The following is a 20,259-nucleotide window of genomic DNA, read 5'->3' on the forward strand; positions in this document are numbered from 1 at the left end:
AGGGCTATCCCTCCAGTGGTTAAAACCACTGGTATCCCGCCCTAAATTAATGAAAACGACGGTAGCTGGTCACTTCCAGGTGGGTGGGTAGAAGTAAATCTGTCCCTTAAGGAAAATACACTTAAAGAAATCAAGGAGGAGACTGGCCTAGATGCCAGCTATAGACGATATAATTATTCCAATTTTCTTTATTATCGGTTTTATTACCTTTATTGGCGGTATATTTAAATGGGTATTTAGATTATAAGGATGAAAGTGAGTCTGCAAGGGCTCTTTTTTTATGTCTACTTTTAAGGATGAAAAGATAGTCTGAACACTATGGAAACATAGTGAAGTACGGGATAAAGAGCCCGTACGGTAACATATTGGGTACAGGTCTGCGGAAAGTTATTAATTCGTTAGTATCTGCGGTGAAAAATATCGATAGCAAAAACTCAGTACTTAATAAGTTAGGAATTAAGGAAGATGAGATTGTTGATGCCAACGGCAACTTATGGTCTCTGACAGAGATTATGGGTATGGATTCTATTTAACTTAAGAGGAATGTAAATAGGGCTCTATTCAAAACGCTGGGTGTATTATTTTCAATGGATTCTAAGAAAACAACTGATTTTCTTAGGATCCCCTTTTTTCAAGCTTTAATTCAGAAGCCTATCTGTTGTTTTTTTAAATTTAACTAAAAAAGGTGCTAACTTAGATTTCAGAAGTTAGCACCTTAAATAAGTTCTATTTTTCTTGGGAATCTTTGACGAAGTAAGATAAGCAGTTAATAACGATAAAACCGCCAATCATTGGAATTAAGCCGGAAAGCTTGGCGTCAAAGGTGTAGCCACTTAAAGCGGAAACGATGTAGCCTAAGACTTCACCGTAGATGAATCCCCAAAATAAAATTGTTAATTGTTTTCCCATCATGAGCACCTCACAATATATAAGTAGTTTAACACATTTGTCCTAAAAAAGCATAAGAAAATTTTTACGAGAAATTTGTTATAATAACCTTAGTAGTTAAATGAGTAAAGGGCAAAGGAAGGTGAGAGAATGTTTTCACCCTTACAGGTAATTAGTTCTTATAGTTTGTTGCAATCTGGTTTGAGAATCGAAGATTATGTTCAAGCGGCTAAAAAATTAGGTTATCAGGCGCTAGCATTAACCGACTACAACGTAATGTATGGGGCGTTGACTTTTTATCAAGCGTGTCTACGGGCCAATATTAAACCGTTGGTGGGGATAACACTTCAGCTTACCAGTAGTCAAAGTGATTTAATAACCAGTGATATTGTGTTGCTTGCTAAGAATGCAGCTGGCTATCAAAATTTGATGAAGCTATCTTCCTTGAAGTTAGCTAAACCTGAAGGAGTCAGTCTAACTTTAGAGCAAGTTGATGCTAATTTAAGTGATTTGATAGTAATCCTGCCCCCAAACTTGACTTATCTTATCGCTAGCAATCCTGCTGCTAATTTAACCTGGCTTACAGCTTTAAAGGCACGAGTGGCGTCTAATTTGTACTTTGGAATTGAAGCCAATTTTGATGAATTTAGCAAGCAAACGCTTATCAAATTGGCCGAACAGCTAGACTGCAAATTAGTGGCAAGTTTGCGAGTTGAATACCTTGAACCTAAAGATATTTTACAGCAGGAAGTCTTGGCGGCACTAAAGAGCGGGCGTACCTTAAAAGAAGCAGATTTACAAGGCAAGCAAAGGGGTAAACATTACTTGAAGAGTCCTACCCAGGTTGAAGCAGAGTATGAGCAAGCAGGGCTTACAGAAGCTTATGCTAATGTTGCCGAGCTTTGCCAGCAAGTTGATTTGCAGCTAGAATTTACTAAAACAAAATTGCCCCATTTTAAGACGCCAAGTGGCTTAGATTCGGAAAGTTACTTACGTAAGCTGTGTGTAGAGGGATTGGACGTTAAGCTTAGAAAAGCGGCTGTTAGTGCAACTAAACCTTACTTTGACCGGCTGGAATCTGAGTTGGCTGTTATTAATAAGATGGGGTTTGATGATTATTTCTTGATTGTGGCCGATATTACTAACTTTGCTCGGAGTCAAAAAATTATGCTAGATCCCGGGCGGGGGTCGGCAGCTGGTTCGTTAGTGGCATACAGTTTAGGGATTACGGACGTTGACCCGTTAAAGTACCAGTTGCTATTTGAACGCTTTTTAAATGAGAAGCGGGCGCAGATGCCAGATATTGATATCGATTTGCCGGATAATCGTCGGGATGAAGTCATCAGTCATTTAAAAAAACAGTATGGTCAAAACCACCTGGCACAAATTATTACCTTCGATACGTTTGGGGCGCGGCAGGCGCTCCGGGATGTTGGCCGGGTGTTAGAACTTAATAGCTTTGAGTTAGAAAAATGGAGCCAAGCGATTCCGCGGGTCTTTAAAATTAGCTTAAAAGAGGCTTATGAACAGTCTCAAAGCTTGCGCAACTTAGTAAATGATAGCCCGAAAAATAAATTGTTGTTTCGTCTAGCTTTAAGTTTAGAAGGGCTACCAAGACATTACTCCAAACACGCTGCGGGAATAATTTTAAGCGATACAGACTTAGTTGAAACAGTTCCGTTGCACATGGGAAATGACGGAATCTGGCTTAGTCAGTATGCTAAAAAGCAGGTAGAAGCGGTTGGACTTTTGAAAATTGACTTACTTGGGTTGCGAAACCTTAGTCTATTGGAACAGGCTTTAAGCTTAGTTAAGCGGGGATATCAAACGGAGCTTGACGTTAGGCAGATTGATTTAAATGATGAGCTGACCTTACAATTATTTGCTCGTGGTGATACGGCCGGAGTTTTTCAATTTGAATCGAGTGGAATTCGCAATGTGTTACGGAAACTAAGACCTACTTCTTTTGAAGATATTGCCGCAGTTAATGCTTTGTACCGTCCGGGTCCGTTAGCTAATATTGACGAGTTTATTGCTAGAAAGCATGGTCTCAAGCAGGTTACTTATCCTAACGATAATTTGAAGTCAATCTTGGGCTTGACTTACGGAATCATTGTTTACCAAGAACAGGTTATGCAAGTGGCTTCGACAATGGCAGGCTTTACTCTAGGAGAAGCCGATATTTTGCGCCGAGCAATTAGTAGCAAGAATGATCACCTAATTTTAGAGTTGAAAGACCAGTTTATCAAAGGTGCTAAAAAGTTAGGCTATGAGGTTTCCGTAGCTAAGCAGGTTTACGATTACATTGAACGGTTTGCTAACTACGGTTTTAACAGGTCGCACGCTGTTGCTTACTCTAAGTTTGCCTTTCAGCTGGCTTACATTAAGGCGCACTACCCAGCTGCTTTTTACACGGCCTTATTCAATTCACTACTAGCTAGTCCGAAAATAAGAGAGTATGTGATAGAAGCTAAGAAATACCAAGTTAAGGTTAAGGGCCCAAATATTAATTTGAGTCAAAAAGGTTTTACCTTGCGCCAAGGCCAAATTTACTTTGGATTAGCAAGTATTAAAAAAATTCGCCGGGATTTTTGTGACGCCATCCTGTTGGAAAGACGACAAGCTGGTAATTACAAGGGCTTTCAAGATTTCTTAGAAAGGATTCCTGAAAAATACCGGCAAGCGGCTTTGATTGAACCACTAATCTATGTGGGAGCCTTTGACGAGTTTGAGCCTAATCGTAAGCAGTTACTGACTAACCTAGAAAGTCAGTTAAAGACCATTGAGCTGACCGATAGTCCAGTATTGCAATCCTTGCTAGAAACGGTCGACCGTCCAGTAGAGCCCTTTAGCCTAGAAGAACAACTAGATAAAGAAAGTGAGTATTTGGGGCTAGTTATCTCGGGGCACCTGCTTCAAAAATATAGTTGGATAAAAACCTTTTATCCAGTAACAGCCGTTGGCGATTTACAAGTAAACATGAAAACACGCCTATTAGTTTACATCCGGAAAATAAAGGTAATTAGAACCAAAAATAATGAAGAAATGGCCTTCTTGACCGGAAGCGACGAAAGTGGTGAAGTAGACTTGACCCTTTTTCCCACCGAATTTAGACGCTACGGCTTACGTTTAAAGAAAGGCCAGTCACTTTTAGTTAGTGGGGAAGTGCAAGAACATAACGGACTATCGTTTATAGTTAAGCAAATTAAGTTTGCAGACTTAATGAAAAAAACTTGTTGGTATCTAAGGCTGACACCGGAAAATAATACCTTAGCCAAGTTAAAATTAACCAGTACGCTCCGAGCTAATCACGGCGAAACACCGGTGATTATTTATGATGAAAGTGCAGGGACTAAACGCCTTTTACATGAGCGTTACTGGCTAAGCACGGATGCTAGGTTAGAAGCCGAGCTTATCAATTTATTAGGTCAAGAAAATGTAGTTTTGAAAAAATGAAAAAGAGTATGAAAACAATTTGTAAATAATCTGAGAAATTTCTTTTTTTACAAGACAAGCTTAAGTAAAAGTGGTAAGATAACTTGTGGAGAAAGTAGTACTACAGAATTTTTACTTGAGGTGAAGAAATGAAACGCATTGGTATTTTGACAAGTGGTGGCGATTCACAAGGTATGAACGCAGCTGTTCGTGCAATCGCCCGTTCTGCAATGCATGCAGGCCTTGAAGCATACGGTGTAAACTATGGTTATAAGGGTTTAGTTGAAGGCGATGTCTTCAAAATGGACTCTTTAAATGATTTAGACGGCATTATCAACCGTGGGGGTACTATTCTTCGTTCAGCACGTTTCCCAGAATTTGCTGAAGAAGAAACTCAGTTAAAAGCAATTGAACAATTGAAGAAGCTTGGAATTGATGCTTTAGTAGTTATCGGGGGCGATGGTTCTTACCATGGTGCCATGAAGCTTACTAAACATGGCTTCAACTCAATTGGGGTTCCAGGGACTATTGATAACGATATTCCAGGAACTGACTTTACAATTGGTTTTGATACTGCGGTTGGGGTTGCAACCGAAGCCTTAGACCGGATTATTGATACAGCCCGTTCACACCAACGGATTTTTGTTGTAGAAGTAATGGGTCGTGGCGCCGGCGATATCGCTTTATGGTCAGGAATTTCTGCAGGCGCAGATGCAATCGTTATTCCTGAACGTGAATTTGATGCCAAAGAAATCGCAGCTAAGTTGACTGACAACAAGAAGCGCGGCAAGGACTATGGTATCGTTGTTGTTGCTGAAGGTGTAATGTCAGCACAAGAATTAAAAGACCAAATTGACCAATACGGTGACTTTGATAGCCGGGCAGTTACATTGGCTCACGTACAACGTGGGGGCATGCCAACTGCTAAGGACCGTGTCTTAGCAAGTCGTTTTGGTGATTATGCCGTTCAATTATTACTTGAAGGCAAGGGTGGTTTAGCAGTTGGTATCCGCGATAACCAACTTGTTGCTAAGGATATCATTGATACCTTGGAAAACCACAAGCACAAGACAGATGTTTCCTTGGCCGATTTAAACGATCGGATTCGTTTCTAAACATTGCTTGTTAAAAGCGTAATTATTATTTATCACTGGTAATAACAGACATAAACGTCAGTTTTACATGTACTATTTTTAAAGGAGAGACTTTACTCATGAAAAAGACCAAGATTGTAAGTACACTTGGACCAGCTAGTTCAGACTTAGACACAATCGTTAAATTGATTGAAGCAGGTGCTAACGTATTCCGCTTCAACTTCTCACACGGTGACCATGAAGAACACCTTGGCCGGATGAACTTAGTTCGTCAAGCTGAAAAAGTTACTGGTAAGATGGTAGGTATCATGCTTGATACTAAGGGTGCCGAAATTCGGACAACTGTTCAAAAAGAAGGTAAGATTCACTTCAACATTGGTGACGAAGTGCGGATTTCAATGGATGCTTCTATTGAAGGTACAAAGGAAAAGATTGCTGTTACTTACCCAGGTTTATACGATGATGTTCACGAAGGTGGCCACGTATTATTCGATGATGGTTTGATCGACATGCAAATCGAAAAGAAAGATGAAGCTACTAAGGAATTAGTATGTAAAGTCTTGAATGAAGGTACACTTGGTTCACGTAAAGGTGTTAACGCTCCTGGCGTTTCTATCAACTTGCCTGGTATTACTGAAAAAGACTCAGATGACATTCGTTTCGGTTTAGACAACGAAATCAACTTCATCGCTGCTTCTTTCGTTCGTAAGCCACAAGACGTTTTAGATATTCGTGAACTTTTAGAAGAAAAGCACATGGAACACGTGCAAATCTTCCCTAAGATTGAATCACAAGAAGGTATCGACAACTTTGATGAAATCATCAAGGTTTCTGATGGTTTGATGATTGCCCGTGGTGACATGGGGGTTGAAATCCCAGCAGAAAACGTGCCTTTGGTACAAAAGAGCTTAATCAAGAAGTGTAACGCACTTGGTAAGCCAGTTATCACTGCTACTCAAATGCTTGACTCAATGCAAGAAAACCCACGTCCTACACGTGCCGAAGCTTCTGACGTTGCTAACGCTGTGTTTGACGGTACAGATGCAACTATGTTATCTGGTGAATCTGCAAACGGTGACTACCCTGTAGAAGCTGTTGCAACTATGGCTCGGATTAATGTTAAGGCTGAAAATGCTTTACGTCAACACCGTGAATTCTCATTAAACCGTTTCGACAAGACTGATGTTACTGAAGCTATCGGTCGTGCCGTTGCTGAAGCAGCTAACAACTTGAACATCAAAGTTATCGTTGCTGCTACTAAGTCTGGTCACACAGCTCGTATGATTTCTAAGTACCGTCCAGATGCTGATATCTTAGCTGTGACATTTGATGACCGTACTCGTCGCGGTTTAGCTATCAACTGGGGTGTTTACCCTGTGATGGCTGAAGCTCCTGCTTCAACTGATGAAATGTTTGCCTTAGCAACTGAAGAAGCTAAGAAGGCTGGCTTTGCTAAGGAAGGTGACTTAATCTTGATCACTGCTGGTGTACCAGTTGGTGAAAAGGGTACAACTAACGTTATGAAGATTCAATTGATTGGTTCTAAGTTAGTTGAAGGTCAAGGTGTTGGTGACGAAACAGTTATCGGTAAGGCTGTTGTTGCTACATCTGCTAAGGAAGCTGTTGAAAAGGCTGAAGAAGGTGGCGTTTTAGTTGTGAAGACAACTGATAAGGACTACTTACCAGCTATCGAAAAATCAGCTGCTTTAGTTGTTGAAAACGGTGGTTTAACATCACACGCTGCTGTTGTTGGTATCTCAATGGGTATCCCTGTTGTTGTTGGTGCCGCTAACGCAACTGAATTAGTAGCTGACGGTGAAGTTATCACAGTTGACTCACGTCGTGGGATTGTTTACCACGGTGCATCTAACGCACTTTAATTCCCAGGTATTAGGAAAGACTAACAATCGTTAGGTTAAGCCCTCCGCTTATGGTGGAGGGCTTTTTTATCGTAATTTGAGTAAGAAAGGTACGGCGATAAGCATATTGAAAGGCGGAGTGCTAAAGGGATAGGGTAATAAAAAAGAAAAAATTCATCGTTTGAAAACCTTTACCTACTTGACAGCTGGTCAAAAAACGATTATCCTATCTTTGTTTAATAAATGAAGCGTTGATGAAAGAGGGCTATCTTTCAAAAAGGTAAGCGAGCCTGGGATGGTGAAAGCAGGTACTTTTAAAAGGTAGTTGGCGCTTTTGGAGCTTTACGTAATGAAGTTGCTAGGCAAAACTAGAAGTAGGGTGGAACCGCGATTTGGAAAAGTCGTCCCTATGTGACCATTATTGGCGTCACATGGGGACGACTTTTTGTGATGCTAAGAGGTTTTTTCCGAATAAAGACAAAGGAGTTTTTTGCATGACGAAGAAATTAGCAATGCAAGATATTATTTTGACCTTGCAACAATTTTGGGCTAAGCAAGGTTGCATGTTAATGCAGGCATACGATACAGAAAAAGGTGCCGGCACAATGAGCCCTTATACATTTTTACGGGCAGTGGGACCAGAACCATGGAACGTGGCTTACGTTGAACCATCTCGCCGTCCTGCCGATGGCCGTTACGGTGACAACCCTAACCGTTTGTTCCAACACCACCAATTCCAAGTAATCATGAAGCCATCCCCAAGCAATATTCAAGAATTATACCTTGATAGTTTGCGGGCCTTAGGGATTGTTCCAGAAGAACACGATATCCGTTTTGTGGAAGATAACTGGGAAAACCCATCAATGGGTTGTGCCGGTGTTGGTTGGGAAATTTGGTTAGACGGGATGGAAATTACCCAGTTTACTTATTTCCAACAAGTTGGGGGGCTGGAAGTTAAGCCAGTTGCCGCCGAAGTTACCTACGGGTTAGAACGGCTATCATCTTACATTCAAGACGTCAATTCCGTCTTTGACCTGGAATGGGCTGATGGGGTTAAATATGGCGATATCTTCAAAGAACCTGAATACGAACACTCTAAGTATGCTTTTGAAGAAAGTAACCAAGAAATGCTCTTTAAGGCATTTGATGTTTACGAAACTGAGGCTAAGAAGCAAATCACTAACGGTTTGGTTCACCCAGCATACGATTACATTTTGAAGTGTAGCCATACCTTTAACTTATTAGATGCACGGGGGGCTGTTTCCGTTACTGAACGGGCAGGTTATTTAGCCCGGATTAGAAACATGGCTAAGGCAGTGGCTAAAGTGTTTGTGGCTGAACGTAAGAAATTAGGTTATCCATTGATTAAGGATGAAAAATTACGCCAAGAACTTTTAAAGGAGGACAAGTAAGATGGCACATACTTTTCTTTTAGAAATTGGTTTAGAAGAGATTCCTGCCCATGTAGTGACTCCTAGTGTAGAACAGTTAGTAACTAAGGTTAAGAATTTCTTGAAGGAAGAACGATTGGAGTTTGAAGCAGTTAAGGCCTACTCGACTCCAAGACGGTTAGCCGTTAAAGTTCTAGGTTTAGCAGATAAGCAAGCAGATATCAAGGAAGAAGCAAAGGGACCTGCTAAAAAAATTGCTTTAGATGCTGATGGCAACTGGACTAAGGCCGCCCAAGGATTTGTCCGGGGGCAAGGAATGACAACTGATGATATCTTCTTCAAGGAAATCAAAGGAGTTGAATATGTTCACGTTGAAAAGTTCATTGCAGGTAAGCAAGCCGCTGAGATTTTGCCTAAGCTTAAAGAAGTAGCAATGTCACTTAAGTTCCCAACTATGATGCGTTGGGGTAGCAATGATTTTGAATACGTTCGGCCAATTAAGTGGTTAGTGGCTTTGTTAGACCAAGAGGTTGTTCCATTCGCAATCTTGGATGTGAAAACTGACCGCCTTAGCCAAGGGCACCGCTTCTTAGGCAAGCCGGTTAGCTTTGCTAGCGCTGATGACTATCCTGAAGCGTTGGTTAAAGAGATGGTTATCGCTGATGCAGCTGAACGTAAGAATATGATTCGCAACCAAATTGCTACTTTAGCTAAGGAAAATGACTGGGTAGTCGATGTTGATGAAGATTTACTAGAAGAAGTTAATAACTTGGTTGAATATCCAACTGTTTTTGCAGGTAAATTCGCTGACAAGTATCTAGAAGTACCTGACGTGGTATTGATTACCTCAATGAAGGATAACCAACGCTATTTCTACGTTAGAAATCAAGCTGGTAAATTATTACCATTCTTTATTGCTGTTAGAAACGGGAATAAAGCTTACCTTGAAAATGTCGTGGCAGGGAATGAAAAAGTTTTAACTGCCCGGCTAGAAGATGCCAAGTTCTTCTATCAAGAAGATCAAAAGCAAACAATTGCTCAATACGTTGAACGTTTGAAGACGGTCATGTTTCACGATAAGATTGGGACGATTTACCAAAAGATGCAACGGGTTCAACTTCTAGCTGCTAACCTGGGTCAAAAACTAGGCTTTACCGAAGAACAATTAGCCGACTTGAAGCGAGCAGCAATGATTTACAAGTTTGACTTGGTAACCGGAATGGTCGGTGAATTTTCTGAATTGCAAGGAATTATGGGGGAAATCTATGCCCGCATGCAAGGCGAAAAAGAAACTGTTGCTAAGGCTATGAGTGAAGAGTATATGCCAACTAGCGCCGAAGGTAAATTGCCAGCCAGTCCGGTTGGGGCCTTGCTTTCAATTGCCGATAAGTTAGACAGTATCTATGCTTTCTTTGCTGCGGGGATGATTCCATCTGGTTCCAATGATCCTTACGCCTTAAGACGGCAAGCTTTAGGAATTGTTCGGATTGCTTTGGATCAAAACTGGAATCTAGCGGTAACAGATTTAAGTCAAGCAATCAAGGCTGCTTATAAGGCTGATGCTAGTTTGTTTGAAAAGATTGTCCCAACTGACAGTCAAGCTGAAATGGAAAGCTTTATCTTAGATCGCTTGCACCAAGTTTTAGCTGCAGACAAATACAGCCACGACACATTAGATACAGTAGTTGCTGTTAAGGCTAATAGCTTTGTAACGAGTCAAAAGGCTGCGGCTGTTTTAACGAAGCACCGGGCAGATGCTGACTTTAAGGAAACAATCGAAGCCTTAACCCGGGTAGTTCGCTTGGCTAAGAAGGCTCCTGACTTCGCAGCTGATGCCAAGGTAGACGCTAGCTTGTTTGAAAATGAGTCGGAAGTTGCCTTACAAGCAGCGGTAGCCCAAGTTAAGGAGCAATTCTCTGCTGATGTAGCTGCGGATTATGAACTCTTACGTAAGTTACGGCAACCAATTTCCACTTACTTTGACCAAACGATGGTAATGGCTAAAGACGAAGCAATTAAGAACAACCGCTTATTACAACTAAGTCAATTAGCTGACCTAACTACAATCTTTGGTCAACTAGATAAACTTAACGTTAAGTAGTAAAAATAGCTTATTAGTGATGGTGTTAATCCCACGGATTAACACCATTTTTTTGTCTAAGTTAAATGCTTGCTAATAAGGTGAAATTAAGCTAAAATAGATTATGATTATTCAAAATGGGTGTAGCAGGCATTTGTGTCTGTTAAGTTCATTTGAGGGGGGATTCACAGTTGAGTTTAATTCCCGCGGAAGTTATTGACCGGGTGAGAACGTCAGTCAATATCTTAGATGTGGTTGGTCAATCGGTTCAAATGCATAAGTCTGGTAAGAACTGGTTTGGCTTATGTCCCTTCCATCCCGAGAAGACGCCCTCATTTTCGGTTAACGAGGAAAAGCAAATTTTTACCTGTTTTTCCTGTCACCGGGGGGGAAATGTCTTCAAGTTTTTAATGGAACTAAACGGGGTTACTTTTCCTGAAGCGGTTAAGCAAGTTGCCCAGATAGCGGGAATCGAAATTGCAACCGATGTAGGTCAAACGGCCGCTGAAAAAAACTCCCCTAGGCAAAAGTTGTACCAACTGTATAACCGGGCAGCAGATTTATACCACCATGTCTTAATCAATACTAAGCTGGGCCAAGAGGCTTTTGCTTACCTGCAAGACCGCGGGCTAAGTTTAGAGTTGATTAAGGAGTTTCGGATTGGATTTGCGCCTGAACAACCGTTGTTAGAGGAGTTATTTAAAAAAGAAGAGGCTAGCGATTATCAGTTGGTACGGAAGTCAGGGCTGTTTTTAGAATGGCAAGACGGGAGTTTGCACGAACGGTTTGTAGATCGGATTATGTTTCCCATTAACAATCAAGCCGGGCAGGTAGTGGCTTTTTCGGGCCGCTTGCTACATGTTAACCCACAAGCGCCCAAGTACCTCAATTCGCCGGAAACAGCAATTTTCAATAAAAGCAAGGTGCTTTTTAACTTCGACAAAGCCAAGGGTGAAATTCGCTTAAAGCAACGTGTTATCCTCTTTGAAGGGTTTATGGATGTTTTGGCAGCTTACCGGTCGGGGGTAAAAAATGGGGTTGCTTCGATGGGGACAAGCCTAACTGATGAACAAGTTTACCAGTTAAAGCGCCTAACTAATCAGGTTTGTATCTGTTATGATGGTGATGACCCAGGGCAGCTGGCAACCAAGCGGGCCTTGGAATTATTTGAAAGCCAGGGAAGTTTTAATTTAAGTGTTATTAATTTACCGGAAAACTTGGATCCTGATGAATACGTAAAGAAATACGGTGAAGAGAAATTTGCGCAGGCGGTAGCTGCTAATCAGGTGGGGGCGCTAGACTTTTACCTACAATATTTTGAGCGGGGAAAGAATTTAGCGACCGAAAACGACCAGTTGCTTTACTTAAGACAAGTCTTAGAGGTACTAGCACCTTTAAAGGACAAAATTCAACAAGACTTGTACTTAAATCGTCTGAGTAAACGGTTCAAGCTTGAAAAACTTAACTTAGAAGCGCAGTTGCGGGATTTACAGACTAAGTTAAAGGTACAAACTAAGCCACTGACTGATTTAAAGACAAGTGCGGTTGTACCACCAGCTGAAAAACAAGTAAAGGTTTCGCAAGTAATCACGGCTCAAAGACTACTACTTTATCGACTCTTACATGAGCAAGGGGTCTTTTTGAGGTTAATGGCCGACGCACAGTTTCATTTTTTTACCGAAATTTATCAACGAGGTTACTTGGTTGCGCAAGCTTACTTTGCCCAACATGAAGATTATAATAGTGCTGAATTTTTGGATTTTATTAAGGAAGAGCCGATAAGACAGTTAGTGGTTTCCTTGGAAATGACCGAGTTTCCACCCCAGGCTCAGCCTGAAGAGATTGATGATTGTATCATCATTATTACTAAATTAGCGCCGCTGTTGGCTAAATTAGACCAAAACGACCAGGAGTTTGAGCGGGCAATGTCTTTAGGAAACACAGAGGAAGCCCAACGGCTATTGGTTGAAAAGATTAAGCTAAAACAGCAAATAGCACAAGTTAAACAAGCATTACATTAAGGAGGCCTTCACTTTGGCAGAAGAGAAGAAGAACAATAATTTTGATGAAGTTGCATACAACAAACGACTCCGGGAAGTAATTCGGGCCTATAAGCCTAAAAAGGAGATTTCTTATACAGAATTGACCAATCAATTAGTTAAGCCATTCGGTCTTGACGCTGACCAAATGGATAAATTGATTGGCCGGATTGAGGATGCCGGTATTTCTGTTGTAGACGAAAATGGTAATCCAAGTGAAGCTAGTTTGATGGCTGCTGATAAAGAGGCTAAGGAAGCTAAAGAGGATGCCGAAAAAGAAGAGGAAGAAACTGCTTCAACTGTTAAGATTAATGACCCAGTTCGGATGTATTTAAAAGAAATTGGGCGGGTTAACTTGTTAACCGCTGATGAAGAGGTTCAATTAGCCTTACGAATTGAAGAAGGCGATGAGGAAGCTAAGCAACGCTTGGCTGAAGCCAACTTGCGGTTAGTAGTTTCGATTGCTAAACGCTATGTAGGCCGGGGCATGTCATTTCTTGATTTAATTCAAGAAGGAAACATGGGCTTGATGAAGGCGGTCGAGAAGTTTGACTACCGGAAAGGGTTTAAATTCTCAACTTATGCTACTTGGTGGATTAGACAAGCGATTACCCGTGCGATTGCTGATCAAGCACGGACAATCCGGATTCCAGTTCACATGGTAGAAACAATTAACAAGTTAATTAGGATTCAACGCCAAATGCTACAAGACTTAGGCCGGGAACCAACGCCTGAAGAAATTGGGGCAGAAATGGATATGCCGACAGAAAAAGTTCGTGAGATTCTTAAAATTGCGCAAGAACCCGTTTCCTTGGAAACACCAATTGGTGAAGAAGACGATTCCCACTTAGGCGATTTTATCGAAGATCAAGATGCGACTAGTCCAGCTGAACATGCTGCTTATGAGTTGTTAAAAGAACAATTAGAAAGTGTCTTGGATACTTTAACCGACCGGGAAGAAAACGTCTTACGTCTCCGCTTTGGGTTGGATGATGGTGGCCGGACCCGGACCCTTGAAGAGGTTGGTAAGGTCTTTGGGGTTACGCGTGAACGAATTCGCCAGATTGAAGCTAAGGCTTTAAGAAAGTTACGGCATCCATCACGTTCTAAGCAATTAAAGGACTTTTTAGAGTAAAAATACTAGGCGGGTTATCAGCTTCGGTGACCCGCTTTTTTAGTAAGTTTGTATCAAGTGAGAGGTTTTTATGGACGCAAGAAAGTTATCTAACCGCTTATTAACTGCGGCAAAATATGTTAAAGCAGGGGCGGTCTTAGCAGATATCGGCTCAGACCACGCTTATTTACCTGCTTACCTGGCTTTAAACAAGCAAATTAAGTTTGGAATAGCTGGTGAAGTGGTGAAAGGGCCGTTTGAAAATGCCCAACATGAAATTAAAAAAGAGGGTTTGGTTGGTAAGGTGGAGGCCCGCCTAGCAGATGGTTTAGCTGCTATCGAACTAACCGACCAAGTTGACACCATTACCATTTGTGGGATGGGCGGACCTTTAATTGCTTCAATTCTTGAAAAAGGTAAAGCTAAGCTAGCTAACCACCCACGTTTAATCTTACAACCTAACGTAGGTGAAAAAGAAGTGCGAAAATGGTTAATGCAGGCAGGGTATGCCATTGTGGCTGAAGAAATTTTAGCAGAAGATGGTCACACCTATGAGTTAATCGTGGCCGACTATGCACCTACTGAGGCTCACTTAGATGAACAGGCGTTAATGTTTGGCCCACTTTTAATGCAGACAAAAAATCCTGTCTTTATATCTAAGTGGCGCCAAGAGATTCTTAAGCAAGAAGAGATTTTGACTCACTTAGAACAAGCTAAGGTGGTGCCACTTGCCAAAAAGGCCCAAATCTTAGCGACAATTAAGGAAATTGAAGGTGTTTTAAATGGTATTAGTTAAAGAATTGGTGACTGAATTTGAACGCTTTGCGCCTAAGGAATTGGCAATGCCTAAAGATCCGGTTGGCTTACAACTGGGTTTTCTTGAACAAGAGGTTACAAAAATGATGGTCACCCTAGATGTTCGGCCAGAAACGGTTGCCGAAGCAATTGCTAATGGTTGTGATTTCATCTTCGCCCACCATCCGGCTGTTTTTCGGCCAATTCAACCCTTTGATTTGGCTCAGCCTCAAAATCAAATGTACGCAGAGATACTTAAGCATAATATTACCGTCTACGCAGCGCATACTAACTTAGATTGCGCCGCGGGTGGAATGAATGATTGGCTAGCAATGGCTTTGGACTTACAGGCGGTTAAGCCTTTAAGAGAAGATGGCTTGGGCCGGATTGGAAATCTAGCCACTGAAATGACGGTAGCAGACTTTGCGGCTTACTGTAAGCAAGTTTTTAAGCTACAGGGGTTACGGGTGATTAGCGCCGATTTAAATGCTAAGGTTAAGCGGGTAGCTGTTTTAGGTGGAGCTGGTGGAAGCTTTTACGAAGCAGCCCTAGCTCAAGGAGCCGAGGCCTATGTGACCGGAGATATTTCTTACCATACGGGCCATGACGTCTTGGCGGCTGGGTTGAATGTCTTTGATGTGGGGCACCACGTTGAAAGTATTTGTAAGCCGCACTTAAAATCGCTCTTTGAACAAATTATTAGGCAAAAAGGCTGGAATTTACCTGTAATTGAGTCTAAACTAAATACAGATCCATTTATCTTTTGTTAAGGAGTGATTTTTGTGTCTAATTATCCAGGATTAACCGACCGCTTTTTAAAGTATGTTAAGGTTGAAACTCGTTCGGATGAAAACTCAACCACAATTCCATCTACTGAAAGTCAGGTTGAATTTGCCAAGCAGTTAGCGGCAGAACTTAAGGAACTTGGATTAAGTAACGTCCGCATCCACCCAACTAACGGCTACGTGTTAGCAACTTTACCAAGTAACTTAGAAGCAGGTAAGAGTGCTAAGAAGGTGGGCTTTATCTCTCATATGGATACTGCTGACTTCAACGCTAAAAATGTTAACCCCCAAATTGTAGATAATTATGATGGTCAAAGCGTGATTAAGTTAGATGAAGCTGGGGAATATGTTTTGGATCCAGCTGAATTTCCAAACTTAAAGAACTATCAAGGCCACACCCTAATTACAACTGACGGGACGACTTTATTAGGGGCCGATGATAAGGCGGGGGTAGCCGAAATCATTACTGCCTTTGCTTACTTGCTCAAGCATCCAGAAATTAAGCATGGCACCTTACAATTAGGAATCGGACCGGATGAAGAAATCGGGACCGGTGCTGACCACTTTGACGTGGCTGACTTCGATGCTGATTTAGCTTACACGGTTGATGGTGGTCCTTTAGGTGAACTAGAATATGAAACCTTTAACGCTGCCCAAGCAGAGATTAGCTTTACCGGTAAAAATGTTCACCCTGGTACGGCTAAGGGCGTGATGGTTAACGCTAGTCTGTTAGCAATGGACTTCCAAAGTCGCTTGCCGCAAGATCAAGTACCTGAATTAACTGCTGGTCGGGAAGGTTTCTTCTTGTTACTAAGCGTTGAAGGAAATGTAGAAGAGGCCAAGTTAACTTACATTATCCGTGATCACGACCGGCAAAAGTTTGAGGCTAAGAAGGCGTTGCTTAACGAAATTGTGGCCAAAATGAACCAAGAACTAGGCCAAAAACGGGTAAAAGCAGAAGTTAAGGACCAATATTACAATATGCGCGAAGTAATTGAAAAGGATATGACGGTGGTAGATTTAGCTAAAGAAGCAATGGAAAATCTAGATATTAAGCCACTAATCTTCCCAGTTCGGGGTGGGACTGATGGCTCCAAGATTTCCTTTATGGGTTTACCTACTCCTAACTTATTTGCTGGGGGCGAAAACATGCACGGACGTTACGAGTATGTTTCAGTTCAAGTTATGGAAAAGGCCGTCGATTTAATCATTGAAATTGCTAAGCTAGCAGCTAAGTAAAGACTAAAAAAGCAGGGCGAGTTGGTCCTGCTTTTTACTTGGTCAATTTTTTAAGTCCTTGTAAAGCCAGTTGGTGAGCGCCCTTATTGTCTTTTTCAGGGACCCACTGCCAAACGACTAGCTTGAAGGAGTCAATCAAACTGTTTAACTCTGCTAACAATTCTTGATAATGCTTACTGTAATTTTTATTAAGACTGTCGATTACGAGCTGGCTATCACTGTAAAAAAAGACGGTTTCCTCATTGGCAAACTGACTTAGTGCTTGTTTAAAACCAGCGATTGCCGCTTGAAATTCTGCTTGGTGATTATCACCGGCAGCCAGGGGTTGGCTTAGCTGAATTTGTTTTTTATCATGCACCAGTAAGATTCCGGCACTACTTAGGTTGTTTTTACTAGCTGCATCAGTATAAAGTTTAATCATAAAGGCCTCCGAAGATTTTCTTAAGCTAATTATAACTTAGGCTAAGCTAAAATTTAAGGGGGCTTATGTTATAATAAATGGGCAAGTGAGGTGCAGTAGTAGTGAAATTTTTTTATCAACCTGAGTGGACAACCAGCATAACAAGTTGGTCTTACACACTAATTATTTTGCTGAGTGCAATCATTACCTGGTTAGAATTTACTTACTTTCAGATTTGGTCGGCACTCTTATTTGGCCTTTTCTTCTTAACGGCCTTCCTGCAAGTTTTTAGACGGCAGGTGTTTTTAAAGGCGGATGGGTTAGTTTTACGGGCGGTAGTTCCCTTTAATAATAAAAAGCTATCCTACCAAGAGATTATAGGGGTGCGTAAGTTTAAAAATGGGTTGGAAATAAAGACTAAGTTTCGGACTTACCAGGTGTTGATGCCGCTAGCAAGGAGGGAACTTTGCTATCAAAAACTTAATTCTTTATTATAAAGTTCGTTTTTAACGTTTGTAAAAACGCTTTTTTGAAATATTTAGCGAATTAACGCTGACAAAAGCGAAAATTAAGGTTATACTAAGCTTAACTTAACAGGGAGGGATTTTTCCGTGAAAGATATTGAAATTGCACAACAAAGTGAGATGGAACCAATTGTTAAGGTGGCAAAAAGAGCGGGGCTAAGTGAAGATGAGATTGAACAATATGGTAACTACAAGGCTAAGATTAAGTTACCTCTAGCAGCCCGTCCCCAAACCAAGGGTAAATTGATTTTAGTAACGGCTATTAACCCTACTCCAGCCGGAGAAGGGAAATCAACCGTAACAGTTGGGTTGGGTGATGCCTTAAACCTTCTAGATAAGAAAGTAATGATTGCTTTACGTGAACCTTCATTAGGTCCAGTGATGGGGATGAAGGGTGGTGCCACTGGTGGTGGTTACTCACAGGTGGTACCGATGGAAGACATCAACCTCCACTTTACAGGGGATATGCATGCCTTAACAGCCGCTAATAACACTTTAGCTGCCTTAATTGATAATCATATCTATCAAGGAAATAAACTCAATTTAGACCCTCGTCGGGTTATTTGGAAGCGGGTCTTAGATATCAATGACCGGGCTTTGCGCCACGTTGTTGTTGGGCTTGGTGGCCTGACGCAAGGAGTACCACGTGAGGACGGTTTTGATATCACGGTTGCTTCTGAAATGATGGCGGTACTTTGCTTAGCTAAGGATATCGCCGATTTAAAGAAACGTTTAGGCCAAATTGTAGTGGGCTACACTTACGACAAGGAACCAGTGACCGTCAACGATTTAGGGGTGACCGGGGCCCTTGCCTTGCTCTTGAAGGATGCAATTAAGCCCAACTTGGTGCAAACTTTGGCCCACACACCTGCAATCGTTCACGGGGGCCCATTTGCAAACATTGCCCACGGCTGTAACAGTGTCTTAGCTACGCAAACTGCTTTGAAATTGGCCGATTATACAATTACTGAAGCGGGTTTTGGGGCTGACCTAGGAGCAGAAAAATTCCTCGATATTAAAACACCGGTTTTAGGTAAGACACCAGATACCATCGTGATTGTGGCTACTGCCCGGGCATTGAAGATGAACGGGGGCGTCTTGAAGACCGACTTAGATCAAGAAAACGTGACAGCTGTGGCTGAAGGGTATAAGAACTTACAAAAACACATTAAGAATATGCAATCTTATAACGTGCCGGTAGTCGTGGCTATTAACCGCTTTACTGCCGATACGGATGCAGAGTTGGCTAAGATTCAAGAACTTTGCCAAGCAGATGGCGTGAAGGCAATTATTGCAAACGTTTGGGCTGAAGGTGGCAAAGGGGCAGTCGAATTAGCTACTGAAGTGTTAGCCCGGGTAGAAGAAGAACACGAATTCAGTCCCCTTTACGCTAGTGATGATGAATTAACCGTTAAGATTGATAAAATTGTCAAAAATATTTATGGTGGCGCTAAGGTTGAATATGGTCCTAAGGCTAAGCGGCAACTGAAAGAATTTGCTAAGTACGGTTGGGATAAGTTGCCTGTATGTATGGCTAAGACCCAATATTCGCTTTCTGATAACGCTAAGTTGTTGGGGGCACCACAAGGTTTTACGATTCATGTGCGTGAATTTGTCCCTAAGCTAGGGTCGCAATTTGTGGTGGCTTTAACTGGAAATGTAATGACAATGCCTGGTCTGCCTAAGGTGCCAGCCGCCGATGGGATGGATTTGGCCGATGATGGCACCATTTCAGGTCTTTACTAAGTAGCTGCTTAAGCTAAAAATAAGTCCAAACTTCTTAGTCTGTAAGAAGTCTGGGCTTATTTTTTTGGTTTAGCTTGAAATTTTGTAAAATATTCTTGAAGGAAGTGAGATTTTTGCAAAACGCAGCTTATTTAATCAGAAGCCAACGTGCCTATGAACGCGTGCTTAATCAATTAGCGGCCCAAGGCTATCGTTATGCTGACGGGCAGCCTCTAGAAACTAAGCCTGTTTTTACTAACCGGATCGTTTTAGTAACCGAAAATGGCTTAGTTACCAAACGGAGCATTGAAAAATACAATGGCGATGCAATGTATCGCCTCACCAGCCATCACTTATACGTTGTGGACTAGTCTAAAATAGAGTACAATTAAATAATTGGAAAAAATTAGGTGAGGTGTGAATAGTGCAAACTTGGCTCTTTTTAGCTTTAATTATGTTGATAGCGTACCTAGGTAAAAATATGTCCCTTATGATTGCAACTGGCTTTGTGATGTTGGTGAAACTTTTACCTTTTGCCGATAAGCTCTTTGATTTTATCCACGCTAAGGAAATTAACTGGGGGGTTATCATTATTACAATCGCCGTCTTGGTGCCAATTGCTACGGGTGAGATTGGATTTAAGGACTTGCTAGCTGCCTTTAGAAGCCCAGCTGGTTGGATTGCGGTTTTATGCGGGGTGCTGGTCGCTGTCTTATCGCGTAACGGGGTTAACCTGTTAGCGAGCTCACCGCAGGTTACCGTTGCCTTGGTACTCGGAACTATTATGGGGGTAGTCTTCTTAAAAGGGGTCGCTGCTGGACCGGTGATTGCCGCTGGGATTACCTATTGTATTATTAGTGCCTTTAATTTGAATTTTTAAGAAATGAGGAA

The 20,259-nt window shown here is 41.7% G+C and carries 16 protein-coding genes and 1 pseudogene; 15 read left to right on the forward strand and 2 right to left on the reverse strand.

The genetic code is table 11. The annotated features are described in order from the left end of the window. Nucleotides 1-45: 45 nt before the first annotated feature. A pseudogene (locus tag FC14_RS11015) lies at nt 46-168 on the forward strand (ADP-ribose pyrophosphatase); the annotation flags it as partial. Nucleotides 169-726: 558 nt separating this feature from the next. Here FC14_RS11015 and FC14_RS04180 read toward each other — a convergent pair. Continuing rightward, on the reverse strand, nt 727-909 hold the full coding sequence (locus FC14_RS04180) for a YjzD family protein (RefSeq protein WP_050612253.1): 183 nt from the start codon (nt 907-909) through the stop codon (nt 727-729). Between the two features lie 129 nt (nt 910-1,038). Here FC14_RS04180 and FC14_RS04185 point away from each other — a divergent pair, with 129 nt between their 5' ends. The 10 genes from FC14_RS04185 (at nt 1,039) to pepT (ending at nt 16,719) form a co-directional block, all read left to right on the forward strand. Next, the gene (locus FC14_RS04185) at nt 1,039-4,344 is read left to right on the forward strand and encodes a DNA polymerase III subunit alpha (protein ID WP_056976597.1); all 3,306 of its coding nucleotides are present in this window, start codon (nt 1,039-1,041) and stop codon (nt 4,342-4,344) included. 128 nt (nt 4,345-4,472) lie between these two features. Beyond that, nucleotides 4,473-5,438 carry a 6-phosphofructokinase gene (gene pfkA, locus FC14_RS04190; RefSeq protein ID WP_056976598.1) on the forward strand — a complete coding sequence of 322 codons (966 nt, stop codon included), beginning with the start codon at nt 4,473-4,475 and terminating at the stop codon, nt 5,436-5,438. Nucleotides 5,439-5,536: 98 nt separating this feature from the next. After that, on the forward strand, nt 5,537-7,297 hold the full coding sequence (gene pyk, locus FC14_RS04195) for a pyruvate kinase (RefSeq protein ID WP_056976599.1): 1,761 nt from the start codon (nt 5,537-5,539) through the stop codon (nt 7,295-7,297). A 473-nt stretch (nt 7,298-7,770) separates the two neighbouring features. Next, nucleotides 7,771-8,688 (forward strand): glycine--tRNA ligase subunit alpha, encoded by a 918-nt coding sequence (glyQ, locus tag FC14_RS04200; RefSeq protein WP_056976600.1) that lies wholly within the window; start codon nt 7,771-7,773, stop codon nt 8,686-8,688. Nucleotide 8,689: 1 nt separating this feature from the next. Continuing rightward, the gene (gene glyS / locus FC14_RS04205; protein ID WP_056976601.1) at nt 8,690-10,768 is read left to right on the forward strand and encodes a glycine--tRNA ligase subunit beta; all 2,079 of its coding nucleotides are present in this window, start codon (nt 8,690-8,692) and stop codon (nt 10,766-10,768) included. 170 nt (nt 10,769-10,938) lie between these two features. Then, complete coding sequence (gene dnaG, locus FC14_RS04210) at nt 10,939-12,768, forward strand: DNA primase (RefSeq protein WP_056976602.1); 1,830 nt, start codon at nt 10,939-10,941, stop codon at nt 12,766-12,768. 79 nt (nt 12,769-12,847) lie between these two features. Further along, nucleotides 12,848-13,921: an RNA polymerase sigma factor RpoD gene (gene rpoD / locus FC14_RS04215; RefSeq protein WP_235804502.1), complete on the forward strand. Its 1,074-nt coding sequence runs from the start codon at nt 12,848-12,850 to the stop codon at nt 13,919-13,921. Between the two features lie 70 nt (nt 13,922-13,991). Next, nucleotides 13,992-14,696: a tRNA (adenine(22)-N(1))-methyltransferase gene (locus FC14_RS04220; protein WP_056976604.1), complete on the forward strand. Its 705-nt coding sequence runs from the start codon at nt 13,992-13,994 to the stop codon at nt 14,694-14,696. Next, a complete protein-coding gene (locus FC14_RS04225) occupies nt 14,683-15,465 on the forward strand; it encodes a Nif3-like dinuclear metal center hexameric protein (RefSeq protein WP_050612244.1) in 783 nt (260 codons plus the stop codon). Before FC14_RS04220 ends, FC14_RS04225 begins: the two co-directional genes overlap by 14 nt. 12 nt (nt 15,466-15,477) lie before the next feature. Beyond that, nucleotides 15,478-16,719 carry a peptidase T gene (pepT, locus tag FC14_RS04230; RefSeq protein ID WP_056976605.1) on the forward strand — a complete coding sequence of 414 codons (1,242 nt, stop codon included), beginning with the start codon at nt 15,478-15,480 and terminating at the stop codon, nt 16,717-16,719. A gap of 34 nt (nt 16,720-16,753) precedes the next feature. Here pepT and FC14_RS04235 read toward each other — a convergent pair whose 3' ends face one another. Further along, complete coding sequence (locus FC14_RS04235) at nt 16,754-17,140, reverse strand: ribonuclease HI family protein (RefSeq protein ID WP_056976606.1); 387 nt, start codon at nt 17,138-17,140, stop codon at nt 16,754-16,756. A 101-nt stretch (nt 17,141-17,241) separates the two neighbouring features. On the opposite strand from FC14_RS04235, the gene FC14_RS04240 reads away from it, so the two are divergent. From FC14_RS04240 to FC14_RS04255, 4 genes are all read left to right on the forward strand, one after another. Next, nucleotides 17,242-17,616, forward strand: coding sequence for an EbsA family protein (locus FC14_RS04240; protein WP_056976607.1), 375 nt, complete (start codon nt 17,242-17,244; stop codon nt 17,614-17,616). Between the two features lie 114 nt (nt 17,617-17,730). Further along, entirely contained in the window at nt 17,731-19,389 is a 1,659-nt protein-coding gene (locus tag FC14_RS04245; protein ID WP_056976608.1) for a formate--tetrahydrofolate ligase, read from the forward strand. Nucleotides 19,390-19,502: 113 nt separating this feature from the next. Beyond that, nucleotides 19,503-19,739, forward strand: a complete 237-nt coding sequence (locus FC14_RS04250; RefSeq protein ID WP_056976609.1) for a hypothetical protein — start codon at nt 19,503-19,505, stop codon at nt 19,737-19,739. A gap of 53 nt (nt 19,740-19,792) precedes the next feature. Further along, on the forward strand, nt 19,793-20,248 hold the full coding sequence (locus FC14_RS04255; protein ID WP_056976610.1) for a DUF441 domain-containing protein: 456 nt from the start codon (nt 19,793-19,795) through the stop codon (nt 20,246-20,248). The last annotated feature ends 11 nt before the right edge of the window (nt 20,249-20,259 follow it).

Source organism: Ligilactobacillus agilis DSM 20509, from assembly GCF_001436215.1.
Taxonomy (GTDB): domain Bacteria; phylum Bacillota; class Bacilli; order Lactobacillales; family Lactobacillaceae; genus Ligilactobacillus; species Ligilactobacillus agilis.